Below are 17,516 nucleotides of genomic sequence, written 5' to 3'. Positions count from 1 at the left end.
CGCCCTTGAAATATAAACATTGGCCACAAACTCCCTGACATCCCAGCGCTGGTTAATCCTATGTCAGTTCCCCGTCACCTATCGTTACCCGATTCCCGGCGCATGTTGCGTTGGGCGGGTGTTATGGGGGGCTTGTGGCTGCTGCTGTTGTGGAAGTGCGTAGGGTTTTCTGCGCAAGATTTTTATCTTCACCAGCAATCGCAACCGGCAATTCCAGTTGATGCTCACGCGCATATTTATGTGGCGGGCGATCATCAGTTTTTACCGCGCCGTGCGTTAAATATTGCACTAGCAACACCTCCTTCTGATCATCAAGTTGTATTTGCCAGTACAGCATTTTTTAATCTACTGGCTCTTTTATCACCGCAAAAGAATTCAGTTGTTTATGCAGCAGAATTTTTGTTTGCTGCACACCAACTGCAGCTTGCGACACTGAATATTTCCCGCGCTCCACCCGCTTTCCACTAACAAAATCCTCAACCATCAATTGATTATTTTTTGCTTTCACTATGAAAGCAGAGTGGAGTCGTGCCTATGAAATCCCTTTCAACCAGGGCGGTAGTCTACTGCCTGATTATTTTATTGGGGCTGCTGTTTGCTGCTCCCAATGTGTTGCCAGATTCCTGGCTAAAAAAATTACCGGATAGTTACAGCCAACAAAAAATCACCTTGGGCTTGGACTTGCGCGGCGGCTCGCATTTACTGCTGGAGGTGGATACCAGCGAGTTGACGCACAATAAAAATCCGGCGATGCACAACCAGATTATTCATGATGCAGTAGAGCAGAGCCTTGAGGTTGTGCGCCGTCGTTTGAATGAAACCGGCATGGTGGAGCCGATGATTACCCGTCAGGGAAAGGACAGTATTCTGGTGCAAATGCCCGGGGTAAGTGACCCGCAGCATATCCGTGAGTTATTGGGCACTACCGCAAAAATGACTTTTCATTGGGTGGTGGATGCAAAAACCCGCGCAGGTACCCAGCAGATTAATGTGAAAGGTGAAAGCGAAGGTGTGAGTTATCCATTAGAGGCCTCAGTCGCGCTTGAAGGTAAACATATTAGCGATGCACGTTTGGCGTTTAGCCAGCAAAGTAATCAACCGGTGGTGAATTTTAAATTGGACAGCGAAGGCGCACGTCGCTTTGGCGATTTAACCAAACATAATATTGGCCGCGCATTGGCAATTGTGTTGGATGACCATGTTATTACTGCGCCGGTAATTCGCAGTGCAATACAAGGTGGTAGCGGGGAAATTAGCGGATCATTTACCAGCGCATCGGCGAATGACCTTGCGTTGTTATTGCGCGCGGGCGCATTGCCTGCGCCTTTGAAAGTAATTGAAGAGCGCACGGTTGGCCCGGATTTAGGAAGCGATGCGATTGCGATGGGCGTGACTACCGGTATTGTCGGTGCGCTATTGGTATTGGCGTTCATGGTAGGGATTTACGGGCGCTGGGGATTAATTGCCTGCGTGGGGTTGGCGATCAATATCGGGCTGACAATTGGAGTGTTAAGTTTGTTGGGAGCAACACTGACGCTGCCAGGAATTGCCGGATTAATTTTAAGTATTGGTATGGCGGTTGATGCGAATATTTTAATTAATGAACGCATCCGCGAAGAAACGCGCAGCGGTCAATCGGCAATGGCCTCATTGAATGCGGGCTTTAGCCGCGCGTACGCCACTATTCTCGATTCCAATCTCACTTCTTTAATTGCTATCAGCTTATTGTTTTTATTTGGCAGTGGCCCGGTGCGTGGCTTTGCGGTGGCGATGGCAGTAGGCGTATTAATTTCCATGTTCACCGCCATTTCGTTTACGCGTTTGGTGATGGAGTGGCGCGTGCGGAAATTGGATAAGCAACCGCTGAAAATTACCGGCATTCAATGGTTGGATACTCTTAGTGAAAATACCATTCCGTTTATGCGGGCGCGTTATGCAGGCCTAATTGCCTCTGCGGTGTTATCCCTTGCGTCTGTGTTCTTATTTTTTAAACCGGGATTGGAATACGGAATTGATTTTAGCGGTGGCAGTGTGATTGAAGTGCAAGCGCCTGATGTCAGCGTGGCGAGTTTACGCGAACAATTATCGGCAAAGGGTTTTCACCAAATTGCGCTGCAAGAGTTTGGCGGTGATGGCCATTATTTAATGCGTTTGCCGTTGCAGTCAGAGCAGGATGTTGCAACAGGCAATATCGTACAGGCTGTGAAAAACAGTGTGCAGCAGCTATCGCCCGCTGCAACCTTCCCTCGGACTGAAATGGTGGGGCCGCGCGTGAGTGGCGATTTTGGTGATGCTACTATTCTCGCAATTATTTTGGCGGGCTTGGGCATGCTGGGTTACTTATGGGTGCGTTTTGAATCGCACTTCGCACTGGCGGCAACCTTGACGTTGGTGTTGGACTTGACCAAAACCATCGGCTTTTTTGCGTTAATGGGTATCGAATTTAATTTGACGGCAGTTGCCGCGTTGCTCGCATTAATTGGTTATTCGGTGAATGACAAAGTGGTGGTGTTTGATCGCATCCGTGAAAAATTACGCGCTGACCCAACCAAACCGCTGACACAAACCTTGAACGAAAGTATTACCTCAACCCTCACACGCACTATTTTTACCTCGGTAGTGACCTTTCTGGCGCTGTTGCCGATGGGAATCGCCGGTGGTAGTGCAGTGTCCAGTTTTGCCTTGCCAATGTTATTCGGGATTGTGATCGGCACCAGTTCATCCATTTTAATTGCAGCACCAATTGTGAATTGGTTGGGAATAAAACGAAGTAAAAAAGGCTTGTCACAAATACGCACTCCAATCGCACAATCCGGAGTGGACAACTTGCCATAGGAACATCAGCGCCTGCATTTGCAGGCGCTGTTTTTTGGGTGACCAGAATGATTTTTGGTGGGGAAGCTTTTGGCTAAAAGCACTAAAACGCAGCCAATATTTTTTCGTCGTAATCATTCACCGATAAGGTTATGCCGAATTTTTCCGCGAGGTGATCAAGCTCATGCTGTTTAATCGCCAGCGCATCCAGCGTGAGGGTATTGTCGTCTAGCTGCCACACCAGGCGCGAACCAGCGTAACTGTATTGCATTGCCAGCATCGCATTTCTATCGCCGTTAAGTGCAGCCGCCTCCAGCTTTCGCATTTTCCGGGTTATCTTATTTAGTGCCTGCTTCAATTCCCAAACGTAAGTGACCTCACGCATGAAATCGTGCTGGCGATATTTATTGAGTAGCCAACCAATAGTGATTGCACTAATGATTACTCCCAATAAGTTCCAATGAAAATGGCTACCACTTTCATCAGGGAAAATAGCAATCAATGTTTGCGACAAAGCCAAACTACCTACTGCCAAACTAACAGCGCAACCAATAAACACTATTTTTAAATGCTTGCGATAACGCGTTTTATCAATATTAATGAGCTGCATAAAATCCAGAATAAAAAGTTAACAATATAACGACTGTGAGAATTTCTGATTATGTTTAATGGTATAGGACAGTGCTTCAGAATGCGACCTTGGTGCAAAATGTAAGTTGGGTAGTAATGCCCAACCTACGCACTGAAATTTATTGATTTTTCATGCGTACGATTACGCTGCGCTAATCTTACCTACGTGCTGCAATTTTCAGGTTTGATTACTTTGTTAACAAATTTACAAGCTCACCATTTTTCTCTAACTCAAAACTTCGAGTTTCGCCATTCCCGTAATTATGATGTAAATATAGGCTTGTACAAATGCTACCTATGAATTCACTAAGTTCAGGCCAAAGTGAACATAACTTTTCAACTAAGGCTTTAGCTTATTCCAGCTCGATTTTTGCCGAACTCTCACTGATATTTTCGATCTGCCAATTGCTCAGTACAATTATTTCAGGTTTTTCGTTATTAAAATTTCTGATATTTAATGCTTTAGGATTTGCTATTCGAATATTTGCAAACTCAAGATCATCTTCTGATTCCAAGAGTAGGCGCAAACCAATCTTTGCTCTTTCCGTATTAAGATCTTCGTTTTCTAATTTCATAGAAGTCTAGACTGTCATTGGGCATAAATTTTTCGCTTTGGGTGCACAACTGACCTTAACCCTTTGCTGTTGGCAAAAACATCTACACATGCTTGGTGGCTTTTAAATAGCTTGCGCGGCTTGAGTGCAGGATGATTACCTTAATATCCTTTAAGTGAATGTTCAATTACAGCACATAACTGCGTAGGTTTTTAGTGGATCAATCGTCGTAATGATTAAGGGCGTTAAGGCGCAAAATCCGGCGGTTGGGGTTGTGTATTTCTTTATAGCCTTGTTCAAATCCTGGTGTGCTAAAAAATAATTGTTCGAAGCTGCCATCTTCAATGGCTATTTGTAGTCCTCGCTCGATTCGTTCTGCCAAGCGAGTATTTTTTTTGTTCACAAAAAAATAAATAGGTGCTGGGTAGTGAAACATTAATGAGTCTTCAATAATGAATCCTTTGTCTACATGGGCTTTTTGTTCCGTCCAGACTTCATAAACGCCGCGCGGGAAGTAATCAAAACGTTTGCGTTGCAACATGGTAAATAATAATTCGTAGTGAGCTGATGTGACCACGGGCAATCCATTGTTTTGTAATATGGAGGTATCTGGCCAGACACTGCCTGATCCGGCATTAAATTTTTTCAAATCTTCCAGTGTGTTTACAGCACGAAATTTTTCTTTGTCTTCCTGACGGATTAAGAAAACACGATAACTGTTCATGCCGCGCAGCAGGGATATTTTAATCGGCAGTAGTTTTTTTTCACGCTCCTCATCAATCATGGTCCAGGTGATATCAATAATGCCGTCATCACGGCTCACCTCGGCAATATAACGCTGGTTGCTGAGAATGCGTTTAAGTCGCTCCAGTTTATAAGGCCCGTGTGTAGCGCGGGTTTTTTCCAAGGCCAATTCCAATAGTTGATAAAAATAAATTTCGTGTGCTTGTGCAGAGACTTCCAGCGGTTGGGTAACGATATGGAGTGTTTTTTCGTTCGTTGCAACGTCTGCTGTAAATGTAGGGGTTGTAGTTTGTAGTGGTGTAGTTGAGGAATTTGTAATTGCCTGACTTGTACTTGATTGGGCTGTTATTGCAGGTGAGCTGGCGCCCAGTAGCAGGAGCGTGCAATAAAGCCATAAATATCTACGCAATTTTTTGCCAGTTATCATTTTATTTATTGACGGTTCGTTTTGTTGGCAGCCAGGTTGAAGGCTGTTGGCATACGTCCGGCACAGGTGTTGTGCTGGTGTTTCCGTTGAGTATAGCCGCTATTTTCACTCTGTGGTTTGTGTTGATGTAATGCACAAAGCAGCTTCGGGTATAAAAATCTTATGGCTATAAATAACTGCTATAAACAACAACGCCTGCATTAGCAGGCGTTGTTGTGAGCATGTTTTTTAGTTTTTAGAACGTAATTGCGCTGGAGTCCTCGCCAAACCAATGAGGCTTTTCATCGCCGCGCGCATACTCCACGGTAAAGCCTGAGTTACCAAAACCCTGAAAGTAAGAAATGCTTACCTGATGTGGGCCTTTGCTGAGGTAAGTCAGGCAAGGTTGCACAGAATAGGGGCGGTCGCCCAAATGTTCACAAACGAGTTTTCCATCAATAGTGAGTGAGAATCCATCGTCACTGCCCATCAAGAAGCGATAGTTGTCTGCTTCATTCACAGTAATGGTGTGATTAACATCGACAAAAAAATCATCGCTGTAAGTTGCAACATTACCTAATTTGGGATGACTGAAACGGTTGCTATCGATCAGGTTGAGTTTGTCGATCATCACCTCGCGCGTGAATTCAATATCGCGCGGTTGGTAGATGTTGCTGATGGATACACGGTTTTTGCTGATCACCAACTTGACTACCGGGTCCACAGTAACCGGTGTAATACGCACCAGAATAATAATCGTGACCAGTGCAATCAACGCAGTGAAGATACTGTTTTTATTAATAAGCTGTTGGATATTCATGATTATCTCACCACCTGCAATTTCCAGAAGCTGTACCAGTTGCGCAGTTCAAATTGGTCTTCAGTCAAACCGAATCCATAGGTGAAGGGGGAGAAGAATGCGAACACAGCGATCACTAACAGTGCAAACAGGCTGGCATTGATAATGGTGTGTTTGTTGTTGGCGATTACATCGTCGCGATAAATGTAGGTGAATACCAATGCGAGATTAATTGCGCCGAATAACAATGCCATTAAATAATGGTAGAGATACATCACGCGTTCGATTTGTAGTATCGACAGCATATAAATAATGTACAAACTGGCGAATGCGCAAATCCAATAAAATAGTTTTTCATCTTTAATCGGATTGCCATAAACATAGCGGCCAATGATCAGGCCTGCTGATAAAATAATGCCGCCAATTACCGAAAACCAAACAATCGGATTGCCAATCAGGTATTTGTATTTGGTAACGGTTTTGCCGTCGACCACTTCGCGATCCCAACGGTAGCTGATGGTTTTGCTGCTCAATGGCCAGTTCATTACGTAACTGCCATTTTCATCGGGTTTACATTCATCTAAACGCGGTACGCCGTCTGCGTACTCCGACATGTATTTCCAGTTGTCGCGCATCCCTAATGAAAACGTTTTGAGTGACCAGGTATCGCCCATGCGAATTTGATTAAGGTATTCGGGGGATGCTTTATAAGTGCGCTCTTGATATACCTTTTCACCTAATCCGATATGCACGTAAAACACGCCCAAAAATACCAGCACAAAGGGTGCTACTGCTGCAGGCACTGTTACTGCAAGGCGCTGCATAAGTGCTGGCCAATTCCAGCGTTTGATATTGCTCCATTGGTCAACGCCATACAGCATTACAAACAATACCAATAAAATAGCGGCCGTCACTTTGACACTGGTGCCCAAACCAATTAACACACCGAGCCATGCGTATTGCTTCCAGGTGATGGGTATCTGGCGATTGATGTGGCGGGTAACAGTGCGGGTGAAGTAATAGAGCGCGGCAAGTACAAAAAATAATTGGATGCCGTCCAAGTGCACGGCGCGCGAATGGATCACCAATGCATTATCAAAAATCACCAGGCTAGTGAATGCAGCAGCAAGCCAGGCGCGTTGGGTAATGCAATTGAGTATGCCGTAAAAAAACAACACCGAGAGCGCCATCATTACCGTGGATGGCCAGCGAAATCCTTTGTAGGTCATCTCCGGTGGTGCGTTATCCCCGGTGAGGTAATCAGTTTCCAACAGTTTGGTTTTATTGACATTTTCATTGCCGCCAAAAAATGTCTCACCCACCGCCATCAGCATTTTGCCAAGTGGTGGGTGAGGTTCCATATACATCACGTTATCAATATATTTTTGTGCATTGGGGACGTGATAGTTTTCATCCCAGAACATCGCTTGTGGCGAGCCATAAAAAGGAAAATAAACTCCCAGCGAAATGACCAATATGATGGCTGGATAAATAAATCGCGCGTATTTCTTTAAGAAGCTCTGTAAGAAATTTTTCATAATATTATTGGTTATGGTTGATGTTGTTGTAAGTTTTTATTTTTTACGCAAACCCTTGCCTGTCGCTGCCCAATAAAGCCCGCCATAAATGTGTTCAAGGAACAGGGTATCGCTATAAGTGGCAGGTACGTGTCCCAGTGCAGTGTAAAACGCACGTCCGCCATCGTAATTGTGATACCAGGCGATAGGGTGGAATTTGCCCATGCCTTCACTTTTTTTACTGCCCCAATCGGCAGCGGGATTAAAGGTTTGTTCATCAACAGTCAAAATATAGTTGAGGCCTTTGGTGCGTTCTGCACCGAATTCATACCACTCATCAGTCCACCAAAAACGATCGGGCATGCGCTCAAGTCCAGGAAATTTGCGGTCGGTAACGGAGAGCTCTGCGGTTTGGATTTCAGGGTGTATATGGAACGTGCGCCCTACCATTTTGGTGTACCACTCCCAGTCGTATTCAGTGTCTGATGCGCTGTGAATGCCAACAAACCCTTTGCCTGAGCGAATGAATCGCTCCATTGCTGCTTGTTGCTCGTCGTTGAGGATATCGCCGGTTGTTAACAGGAAGATGATGGCTTGGTATTGCGTGAGTTTTTCATCGCTGAAGATGGAAGCATCTTCATGCCAGTCCACAGCGAAGTGGTGGCGAACGGCCAATTGGCGGATGGCATCAACACCTTCATTAATAGATTGGTGGTGAAAACCATTGGTTTTGGTAAAGAGCAACACTTTGAATTGCTGCGCGTGGGCGCTAAGGCAGGTAAGGCTGAGTGCGCAGATAAACGCCAGGGATAATGCGATCCGGTTAAGCATGTTATTTCCTCGCTGATGGTTTGTTATTGTGTCCCTGTAGGCATTAGCTCATTCCATAGTCCGGCGTCATCATAAGCGATACAAAGATATAGGCAATAAAAAAGGGCGCTGTATGCGCCCTTTAGTGAATCGATTGAGGATCCGGAATTTACACTGAGCGGCGACGTGCCACTACCAATCCCGCCAAACCTAACATCAACAATATCAGAGAGTTTGTTTCAGGAACTTCAACTGGTGGGCGCTCAACGGTTACACCTTTGAGTTTGTAGTAATCATTGCCATTCGACTTATTTTTGTTTGAGCCGCTGAACACATCACCGAAATTCTCGTTGTAAGCACCTACCAGCCAATATTGGGAGGTTATCCCATCAAAATTTACTGCACCGCTGTTGGTGCCGTAGTCCACGTTGTAGTAGTTGCCCACTAACTGCCAGTCGTTGCCAATCAGGTCTTGCCACTGCTTGCCCAGCAGTGAGCTTTGGTCGAAGCTGCTGCCATTAAAGGCCAGAATGGAGATGTCTGAATCGTTCTCGAACCAGCCGAGGTCTAGCGTGGTTAGTTTTACCAGCTCATCAAATGACAGTAGGTGCATGTCGTAATCGCCAATTTCGTTATCGACTGCATGGTTGGGTGAGTCAGTAACTTCCACGCCTAAACCGTCCCACTTGCCGACATAATCCTGCTCAATGGACTCGTTGAGTAGCCAATTTGTGCACTTACCTCTTCTTGTCTTTGTGCATTCCTGTCCGTAGGACCAGCCCGTTACGGCTAAGCCCAAGCCTTCTTCTTCATAGTTGTACTGCATGGCATATGTGGAGTTGCTATCGAGGATGTCGTCGCGTGAATCCGGGGTATTAAGATTGAAGCTGATGGGAGTTGCTTGGGCGCTATTAATAGCTCCCAGAGTTATCGCAAGTCCTGCGATGATGAGTTTGAGTGAGCGCATAGAGCGAAGTCCCTTGGGATAGTTTGTGAAATCTGGTCGTTGGTAAATCTGCGCTTATTGAGCAAGTTGTATGCCGCACATAGTAATTAATTGATTTCTTGGGTGATTTATGTGATATGACTCACTTGTTGTGGGTATTTTGTAAGCTTTTTCGACAAAATCAGTTGTCCCTGTCATCTGAAGGAACAAAAAAGCCCGACCGGGTCGGGCTAAGAGGGCGTAGTGCACGGTTAAGGAGGTAGTTCAGGATCAAGCGGTTTGTAGTGCGTATTTAAGATGAGGAAAGTTCGGGATGGCAACTGGAATGCCATAGGCATTCACTATGGCGTTCGCGGAATGCTTTTTTAGTGAGAGGTTTTTGCCTTACAGGCAAGATCTGTGCACACTGGTAGCGTTTTCCATTGGCCGAACCCTTATGACCCTTACCGAATTGCGTTACATCGTTATCCTTGCCGAGGAGCAGCATTTTGGCCGCACGGCCGAACGCTGCCATGTCAGTCAACCGACGTTGAGTATTGCGGTAAGAAAACTGGAAGAGGAATTGGGTGTAGAGCTGTTTGAGCGCACCAAAACTTGCGTCAAGCCCAGTGAGATTGGAGCGCAAGTTGTCAATCAGGCCAAAGCGCTGCTCATGAATATTGCGCGCATCAAAGCGCTCGCTGACGCTGGCAAAGACCAGCTTGGTAGCCCGCTTTCATTGGGAACTATTTTTACAATGGGGCCGTATCTCTTGCCCCAGCTTATTCCGCATCTGCAGAAGCAGGTTCCGGAAATGCCGCTCTTTGTCCAGGAAGATCTGACCGAAAATCTGCGGAAAAAGTTGCGCGATGGTGCCTTGGATGTGATTTTGGTTTCCCTGCCGTTTAATTCGCCGGATGTGGTTACCCAGGAGTTGTTTGAGGAGCCATTGGTATTGGTTATGCCCTACACCCATCCATTGGTGCATCTGCAAGAAATTACGCTGGATGATATAAAACAACAGCAATTGTTGTTGATGGGGCCGGGGCACTGCTTGCGCGAGCAAGTGCTGGATCTGGTTCCGTGGTTGCGCGAGCAACTGGCTGATACTGCTTATCACTGCGCAGAGGCCAATAGCCTGGAAACGCTTCGCTATATGATTGCCGCAGGGCTAGGCTTAAGCATATTGCCGCGCTCTGCAGCAGAGGCGAGCTTGTGTCAGGCGAATCGATTAGTCGCGCGCCCGCTTGCAATCCCCGGTGGTCAACGCCGTCTGGGGCTTGCATGGCGCGCCAGCTTCCCACGCTACAAAGCGATTGATGTGCTGCGTAAATCCATACTGGCATGTAGCGGAGCTTATTGGAGTTTCACAACGGAACCCGATGAAAATGTGCAGACCATGCTATCGGTTCATTGGTAACTATTGAGTTGTTTGTGAGTAACAAAACATTATGACCGCCAGCATTAATCCACTTAAAAAAATCGTCATCCTCGGCGGTGGTACCTCCGGCTGGATTGCGGCCTCTATGTTGGCGGCCCATCTAAAGCGGGATCTTTGCGAAATCGAATTGGTTGAATCGGAAGATATAGGTTCAATCGGCGTTGGGGAATCTACAATCCCGCCCGTGGTGCGCCTGGTGACCAGTTTGGGGATCGATGAAGAAGAATTTATCCGCGAGACGCAAGCGTGTTACAAACTCGGCATTAAATTTGTTGATTGGCGGACGAAGAACCAAACCTATTTTCATCCTTATGGGGCGTTGGGAAAGCGCATTGGCTCGCAGGATTTTTATCAATGCTGGTTAAAAGCAACCAAAGAGGGTGAGGACTACAATCTGCAAGATTTTTCCCCCTGCGCGGTAATGGCGGCACAGGAAAAATTTTTCTTGCCTTCACAGGCGATGAATACACCGATTGGTGGTGCGGGCTACGCCGTGCATTTGGATGCAAAATTGGTCGCAGCCTATTTGCGTCGCTACGCTGAAGAGCGCGGTGTCAAACGCAGTGAAGGTAATTGCGTGAATGTGTTGCGCAAAGAAAATGGTTTCATCGATGCGTTGGAGTTATCGACAGGAAAAAAAATTGAAGGTGATTTTTTTATCGATTGTTCAGGTTTTAAAGCGTTGCTGATCGATAAAGCCCTGGGGGTTGAGTTTGAAGATTGGTCGCGCTTTTTACCTTGTGATCGCGCGTATGTCGTGAAAACAGAAAAGGCTGGTTCGCGTATGCCATATACCACAGCGACCGCTCGCAAGTCGGGTTGGGGGTGGCGAATTCCGCTGCGCAATGGCACGGGGCATGGCTATGTATATTCCAGTAAATTTTGCAGTGACGCAGAAGCCAAAACTACCTTGTTAAAAAATTTGGATGCACCGCGCATAAACGATCCGCGCATGATCAGCTTTAACACTGGAAGGCGAAAAGAATTTTGGCGGGGTAATTGTTTGGCATTGGGGTTGTCGGGTGGTTTTGTTGAACCACTTGAGTCAACGGCAATTCATTTGATTGCACGTGGTATGGATTTCTTTTTGCGCTTTTTCCCGGATGCTGAATGCGAGCGCAGTTTGCAGCGCGAATACAATCGTCGTATGGCGGCGGATTATAAAGAAGTGCGCGATTTTATTGTATTGCACTACTGCACTACCGAGCGTGATGACAGCGAATTTTGGCGTTGGTGTAAAACCATGGAATTGCCTGAGTCGTTGCGTGAGCGTATAGAATTATTTCGCGGGCATGGAATTTTGCGTGAAGACAATGATGAGTTGTTTCGTGCGGCTAGCTGGCAATCCGTCTTTGAAGGTATGGGGATTCGCCCGCAAAAATATAATCCGCGCGTAGATAATCTGGATTACCAACAGATCAGTGACACCTTGAAGCTGGCGCGCTCGGCTATTTTCAATATGGTCAAAAGCCTGCCTAGCCACGATGAATATCTGGAAGAGCATTACGGTATGGCGACGGGATCTGCGAAAGACTAATCGTTGCGGTTGATGAACTCAGGTTGGAAATGCAGGTCAACATCAGTCGATCTTTGCGTATTTTGGGTGCGGCTAAATCGTCAAGGCATTTAAATTTATTGGATAACGTGGAATAAGCAGATGGGCAAGGCCTTCGTTTTATTGTTGATGATGTTTATGGTTGCTGGGTGTAGCAACAGCGGGCGCAGCTATGTTGACTCGGAGATGGCGGAAACCCTGGAGGTTGAAATACTGCCGAATGCCAGCAAGATGTTCACTTACCGCCTGCGTTGGCCTGAAAAGCATATTCCCAGTCATATCCAGATTGCGCGCAATGGCAACAATCCTGAGCGTGGATTTGCCCAGGGTGGCGTTGATGTGGGGCGCGGCACCTATGAGCGCTTGCTGGCTAATACCGCCTATGTAGTCGAGCATTCGGGGTATTGCAGGGATGGTTTTTTCGAGTTGGATCGCAGCATCTCCCGCTACCATCTCTGGGTGCGCGGTGAGTGTAAAGATAGTGCGACAGAAGCGGATCGCCAGTCGTTTGGTTCCGGGCAGACCTTGACATCAGGGCGCTGGGGAAAGCCTTGAGTGCCGTTTCCCGCTCGTTTAATTGCGATTGGCCCGCGGAATCAGGCCATCTGCGGATTCTTTCAGGTCTGTCAGGTATAGCTTCGACATAATTCGCTTTTTGTTTTTTCGCTTTTGTCTTGCCAAGCCGCCTTCAAGCGGGTAATATCCTGCGCCCATTTGCATAGCCCCTACAACCTGAGGGGCTTTTTTGTCTGGGATGTAAATTGGCGCAGCTTTCGCATAAATGCTCTTGGCGCATGAGTGCATAAAAATTGCTCCTTAACTTGCAGCTACTTCCTTGATAGCGATTTTTATTGAGAATCAGCCTATGACCACTGGCCTCTACCAGATAGACGAGTTTAAAGATAACTGCGGTTTTGGTTTGATTGCCCACTTAAAGGGCAAAACCAGCCATCGCCTGCTTAAGACTGCCATTGAAGCCCTGACCTGTATGACCCATCGCGGCGGTATTAATGCCGATGGTAAAACCGGTGATGGTTGTGGTCTATTAATCCAAAAGCCGGACAGTTTTTTGCGCGCTGTGGCAAAAGAAACCTGTGGAGCGGAGCTGACACCTGTATACGGTGTGGGTTCTATTATGCTGAGCTCAAACAAGGCACTCGCACAAACACAGCAGCAAGCCTTCAATGAGGAGGTTACCGACCAAGGCCTAGAGGTAGTCGGCTGGCGGGAGGTGCCAACCGACTCACAATGCTTAGGACCTATAGCGCTCAAATCTCTTCCCAGTTTTTACCACATTTTCATCAACAGCTCTCCAGAACTAACCCCCGAACAAATCAACGCCCGTTTATTTGTTGCTCGCCGCAAAATCGAACTCCGTTTAGCCTCCGATAAGTCTTTCTACATATCCAGCCTGAGTACCAGTACCATCTCCTACAAAGGTTTGATGATGCCGGTTGATTTGCCGCGTTTCTTTACTGATCTGGCAGATGAGCGTTTGGAAACGGCAATCTGTGTATTCCACCAGCGTTTCTCCACCAACACCATGCCGCAGTGGCCTTTAGCCCAGCCGTTCCGTATGTTGGCGCATAACGGCGAGATCAATACCATTGTGGGTAACCGCAATTGGTCTGTTGCGCGCACGCCCAAATTCACCACCCCACTGCTACCTGAGTTGCCAGAACTCAAGCCGCTGGTTAACCGCACAGGCTCTGACTCATCCAGTCTCGATAACATGCTGGAAGTTCTGTCGCTGGGCGGGATGGAATTGCATCGCGCCATCCGTATGCTGGTGCCGCCTGCATGGCAGAACGTAGAGAACATGGATCCGGATCTGCGTGCATTCTATGAATACAACTCCATGCATATCGAACCTTGGGATGGTCCTGCCGGGTTGGTAATTACCGATGGTCGCTATGCGGTATGCACCCTCGATCGTAACGGTCTGCGCCCGTCTCGCTGGGTAATTACCAAAGACGACATGATTACTGTTGCCTCGGAAGTGGGGGTATACGCTTATGATCCCGCTGACGTGGTTGCCAAAGGTCGCCTTGGCCCAGGTCAGATCATGTCGATCGACACCCTGACCGGGACTTTGCACAACACTCAGGATATCGACAACCAGCTCAAGTCGAGCAAGCCTTACAAGCAATGGCTGAAGGAGCGCGCACTGCGCATTGAATCGACTCTTAATACCGATGCCAAAGAAAACGGCCTCGAAGGTATTGAGCTGAAAGCCAATATGAAGATGTTCCAGGTCAGCTTTGAAGAGCGCGACCAGCTCTTGCGCCCATTGGCTGAGGGTGGCCAGGAGGCAGTTGGCTCTATGGGTGATGATACGCCCATGGCCGTGCTTTCCCGTCAGCAGCGTTCGCTGTATGACTATTTCCGCCAGCAGTTTGCGCAGGTAACCAACCCGCCCATCGACCCGTTGCGCGAAGCGATTGTGATGTCGCTGGAGACTTGTCTTGGTCGTGAGCTGTCAGTTTACGAAGAGCATGCAGATCATGCTGATCGTGTAATCCTCAGCTCACCGGTTTTGTCTCCAGAGAAATTCCGTGGCCTGATGGCGTTGAAACGTCCTGGTTACGAGCAGCAAAAATTCTCGCTCTACTACAACCCTGAAACGACCACGTTGAAAGCGGCTCTGGGCAAGTTGTGTGATGACGTAGCGGCAGCAGTTAAATCAGGCAAAGTATTGATGGTGTTAAGTGATGCCGGTTTCAGCAAAGGCCAGTTACCTATTCATGCCCTATTGGCGGTGGGTGCAGTACATCAGCATCTGACCAATGTTGGCTTGCGTTGCGATTCCAACCTGATTGTTGAGACGGCTAGTGCGCGTGACCCTCATCAGATTGCGGCCTTGATCGCTTATGGTGCGACAGCCGTTTATCCATACCTGAGTTACCACGTTCTCAATGATTTGATTGAGACTGGTGAGTTGCTCAGCGATGTTGACTCAGCTTATAAAAACTACCGCAAAGGTATCGATAAGGGCTTGCTGAAAATCCTGTCGAAAATGGGTATTTCCACCGTTACGTCTTACCGCGGTGCCCAATTGTTTGAGGCGATTGGCCTTTCTGAAGAAGTGATTAAGACCTGCTTTGAAAGTACGCCAAGCCGTATTGGCGGTGCGCGCTTTGAAGATCTGGAAGCTGACCAGAAAATGATTGCCCAAACGGCATGGCTGGAACGTAAGCCAATTGTTCAGGGTGGTTTGCTCAAGTATGTGCATGGATCCGAATACCACGCGTTCAATCCGGATGTAGTGCAAACTCTGCAGAAAGCAGTTCAGAGCGGCAACTACGCGCTTTGGCGCAACTATGCCGACTTGGTGAACAAGCGTCCGGTCTCCATGCTGCGCGACTTACTGGCAATCCGCGAAGATCTGTGCAAACCGATTCCGCTGTCAGAAGTGGAACCGGTAGAAAGCATTATCAAACGTTTTGACTCGGCGGGTATGTCGCTCGGCGCCTTATCGCCGGAAGCGCATGAAGCTCTGGCCGAAGCGATGAACCGCTTGGGCGGCCGCTCCAACTCGGGTGAAGGTGGTGAAGATCCGGCGCGTTACGGCACCATCAAGACTTCCAAAATCAAACAGGTTGCGTCTGGCCGCTTTGGCGTGACACCGGCTTATCTGGTGAACGCGGAAGTATTGCAAATCAAAGTTGCCCAAGGTGCAAAACCTGGCGAAGGGGGTCAGTTGCCTGGCGGTAAAGTGAATGCGTTGATCGCGCGCCTGCGTCACTCGGTGCCCGGTGTGACCTTGATTTCGCCGCCGCCGCATCATGACATCTATTCGATTGAAGACCTGGCGCAGCTGATTTATGACTTGAAGCAAGTCAATCCGGATGCATTGGTATCGGTCAAGCTGGTATCACGTCCAGGCGTGGGTACTATCGCTGCCGGTGTAGCCAAGGCTTATGCGGATTTGATCACCATCTCCGGTTATGACGGCGGTACAGCGGCGAGCCCATTGACCTCGATCAAATACGCTGGCTCGCCATGGGAATTGGGTTTATCCGAAACTCACCAGACCCTGCGTGCTAACGACTTGCGCGATAAAGTCCGTGTACAAACTGACGGCGGTTTGAAGACTGGTTTAGATGTTGTGAAAGCGGCGATGCTCGGTGCGGAAAGCTTTGGTTTTGGTACCGGCCCAATGGTGGCGCTCGGTTGTAAATACCTGCGTATTTGCCACTTGAACAACTGTGCGACCGGCGTTGCGACCCAGCAGGATAAACTGCGTCAGGACCATTACATCGGTACCGTTGAAATGGCGATGAACTTCTTCAAGTTTGTTGCCGAGGAAACCCGTGAGTGGATGGCGCGTTTGGGCGTACGCACCTTGGGTGAATTGGTGGGGCGTGTTGACCTGCTCAAGATCCTCGAAGGTGAAACCACCAAGCAACAGCAGCTGGATTTAAAGCCAATTATTCATACCGATGATTATTTGGCGACCAAACCACAGCTGTGTGCAGTAAGCAAAAATGAGCCCTTCGATAAAGGCGAAACCGCCGAAGCAATGATCAAGGTATTGTTGCCCGCGATTGAAGCCAAAACCGGCGGTGAGTTTGAGTTCCATATCACCAACTGCGATCGCTCAATCGGTGCGCGTATCAGTGGTGAAATCGCCAAGCGCTACGGCAATCTGGGTATGGACGACAAACCAATCAAACTGAAACTCACCGGTATTGCCGGCCAGAGCTTTGGTGTGTGGAATGCCGGCGGTCTTGAAATGTATCTGGAGGGCGATGCCAACGACTACGTCGGTAAAGGTATGGCTGGCGGTAAATTGGTGATTCGCCCGCCGCGTACTTCCGAGTTCAAGTCCAACAAAACCAGCATTATGGGTAACACCTGTTTGTACGGTGCGACTGGCGGTAAATTGTTTGCAGCAGGTACTGCAGGTGAGCGTTGTGGTGTGCGTAACTCTGGTGCCCATGTGGTTGTTGAAGGTGCTGGCGATCACTGCTGTGAATACATGACCGGCGGCGTGGTGACAGTACTGGGTCAAACGGGCGTTAACTTCGGTGCAGGTATGACCGGCGGTTTTGCGTACGTGCTCGACGAGGCGAATGACTTTGTAGATCGCTACAACCATGAGCTGGTGGACATTCATCGTATTAACACCGAAGCAGTGGAGGCGCATCGCCACCATTTGCGTACAGTGATTGAAGAATTTGTACAAGAGACCGAAAGTGACTGGGGCCAACACCTGCTGGATAACTTTGACGATTACATCGGTAAGTTCTGGTTGGTCAAACCCAAGGCGGCAGCTATCGGCGGTCTGTTAAACAGCTTCCGCAAGCGCGGCGAATAAG

At 48.0% G+C, this 17,516-nt stretch carries 14 protein-coding genes; 6 read left to right on the top strand and 8 right to left on the bottom strand.

The window, feature by feature from the left end:
• Positions 1-60 precede the first annotated feature (60 nt).
• Both B2739_RS12590 and secD read left to right on the top strand, forming a co-directional pair.
• Positions 61-468, top strand: a complete 408-nt coding sequence (locus tag B2739_RS12590; RefSeq protein WP_331346200.1) for a hypothetical protein — start codon at positions 61-63, stop codon at positions 466-468.
• A gap of 66 nt (positions 469-534) precedes the next feature.
• On the top strand, positions 535-2,835 hold the full coding sequence (gene secD / locus B2739_RS12585; RefSeq protein WP_331346199.1) for a protein translocase subunit SecD: 2,301 nt from the start codon (positions 535-537) through the stop codon (positions 2,833-2,835).
• Between the two features lie 82 nt (positions 2,836-2,917).
• Here secD and B2739_RS12580 read toward each other — a convergent pair whose 3' ends face one another.
• From B2739_RS12580 to xdp1, 7 genes are all read right to left on the bottom strand, one after another.
• Positions 2,918-3,424 (bottom strand): DUF3087 domain-containing protein, encoded by a 507-nt coding sequence (locus B2739_RS12580; protein WP_331346198.1) that lies wholly within the window; start codon positions 3,422-3,424, stop codon positions 2,918-2,920.
• Positions 3,425-3,797: 373 nt separating this feature from the next.
• Positions 3,798-4,019 (bottom strand): hypothetical protein, encoded by a 222-nt coding sequence (locus B2739_RS12575; protein WP_331346197.1) that lies wholly within the window; start codon positions 4,017-4,019, stop codon positions 3,798-3,800.
• 199 nt (positions 4,020-4,218) lie between these two features.
• Positions 4,219-5,151 (bottom strand): diguanylate cyclase, encoded by a 933-nt coding sequence (locus B2739_RS12570; RefSeq protein WP_331346196.1) that lies wholly within the window; start codon positions 5,149-5,151, stop codon positions 4,219-4,221.
• A gap of 253 nt (positions 5,152-5,404) precedes the next feature.
• The gene (locus tag B2739_RS12565) at positions 5,405-5,968 is read right to left on the bottom strand and encodes a PA14 domain-containing protein (protein WP_331346195.1); all 564 of its coding nucleotides are present in this window, start codon (positions 5,966-5,968) and stop codon (positions 5,405-5,407) included.
• Between the two features lie 2 nt (positions 5,969-5,970).
• Positions 5,971-7,485, bottom strand: a complete 1,515-nt coding sequence (locus B2739_RS12560; protein ID WP_331346194.1) for a phospholipid carrier-dependent glycosyltransferase — start codon at positions 7,483-7,485, stop codon at positions 5,971-5,973.
• A gap of 36 nt (positions 7,486-7,521) precedes the next feature.
• Positions 7,522-8,295, bottom strand: a complete 774-nt coding sequence (locus tag B2739_RS12555) for a ThuA domain-containing protein (RefSeq protein WP_331346193.1) — start codon at positions 8,293-8,295, stop codon at positions 7,522-7,524.
• A 148-nt stretch (positions 8,296-8,443) separates the two neighbouring features.
• On the bottom strand, positions 8,444-9,241 hold the full coding sequence (gene xdp1, locus B2739_RS12550; protein ID WP_331346192.1) for an exosortase-dependent surface protein XDP1: 798 nt from the start codon (positions 9,239-9,241) through the stop codon (positions 8,444-8,446).
• Between the two features lie 415 nt (positions 9,242-9,656).
• On the opposite strand from xdp1, the gene B2739_RS12545 reads away from it, so the two are divergent.
• The 3 genes from B2739_RS12545 (at position 9,657) to B2739_RS12535 (ending at position 12,750) form a co-directional block, all read left to right on the top strand.
• Entirely contained in the window at positions 9,657-10,619 is a 963-nt protein-coding gene (locus tag B2739_RS12545; protein WP_331346191.1) for a hydrogen peroxide-inducible genes activator, read from the top strand.
• 31 nt (positions 10,620-10,650) lie between these two features.
• Positions 10,651-12,177 (top strand): tryptophan halogenase family protein, encoded by a 1,527-nt coding sequence (locus B2739_RS12540; protein WP_331346190.1) that lies wholly within the window; start codon positions 10,651-10,653, stop codon positions 12,175-12,177.
• A 120-nt stretch (positions 12,178-12,297) separates the two neighbouring features.
• Positions 12,298-12,750, top strand: a complete 453-nt coding sequence (locus B2739_RS12535) for a hypothetical protein (RefSeq protein ID WP_331346189.1) — start codon at positions 12,298-12,300, stop codon at positions 12,748-12,750.
• Between the two features lie 18 nt (positions 12,751-12,768).
• On the opposite strand, the gene B2739_RS12530 is transcribed toward B2739_RS12535, so the two are convergent.
• Entirely contained in the window at positions 12,769-12,999 is a 231-nt protein-coding gene (locus B2739_RS12530; RefSeq protein WP_331346188.1) for a hypothetical protein, read from the bottom strand.
• A 61-nt stretch (positions 13,000-13,060) separates the two neighbouring features.
• Here B2739_RS12530 and gltB point away from each other — a divergent pair, with 61 nt between their 5' ends.
• Positions 13,061-17,515, top strand: coding sequence for a glutamate synthase large subunit (gltB, locus tag B2739_RS12525; RefSeq protein WP_331346187.1), 4,455 nt, complete (start codon positions 13,061-13,063; stop codon positions 17,513-17,515).
• Position 17,516: the final 1 nt, after the last annotated feature.

The organism is Cellvibrio sp. UBA7661, assembly GCA_002483365.1.
Classification (GTDB): domain Bacteria; phylum Pseudomonadota; class Gammaproteobacteria; order Pseudomonadales; family Cellvibrionaceae; genus Cellvibrio.
This window is presented reverse-complemented; position numbering and strand designations above follow the sequence as displayed.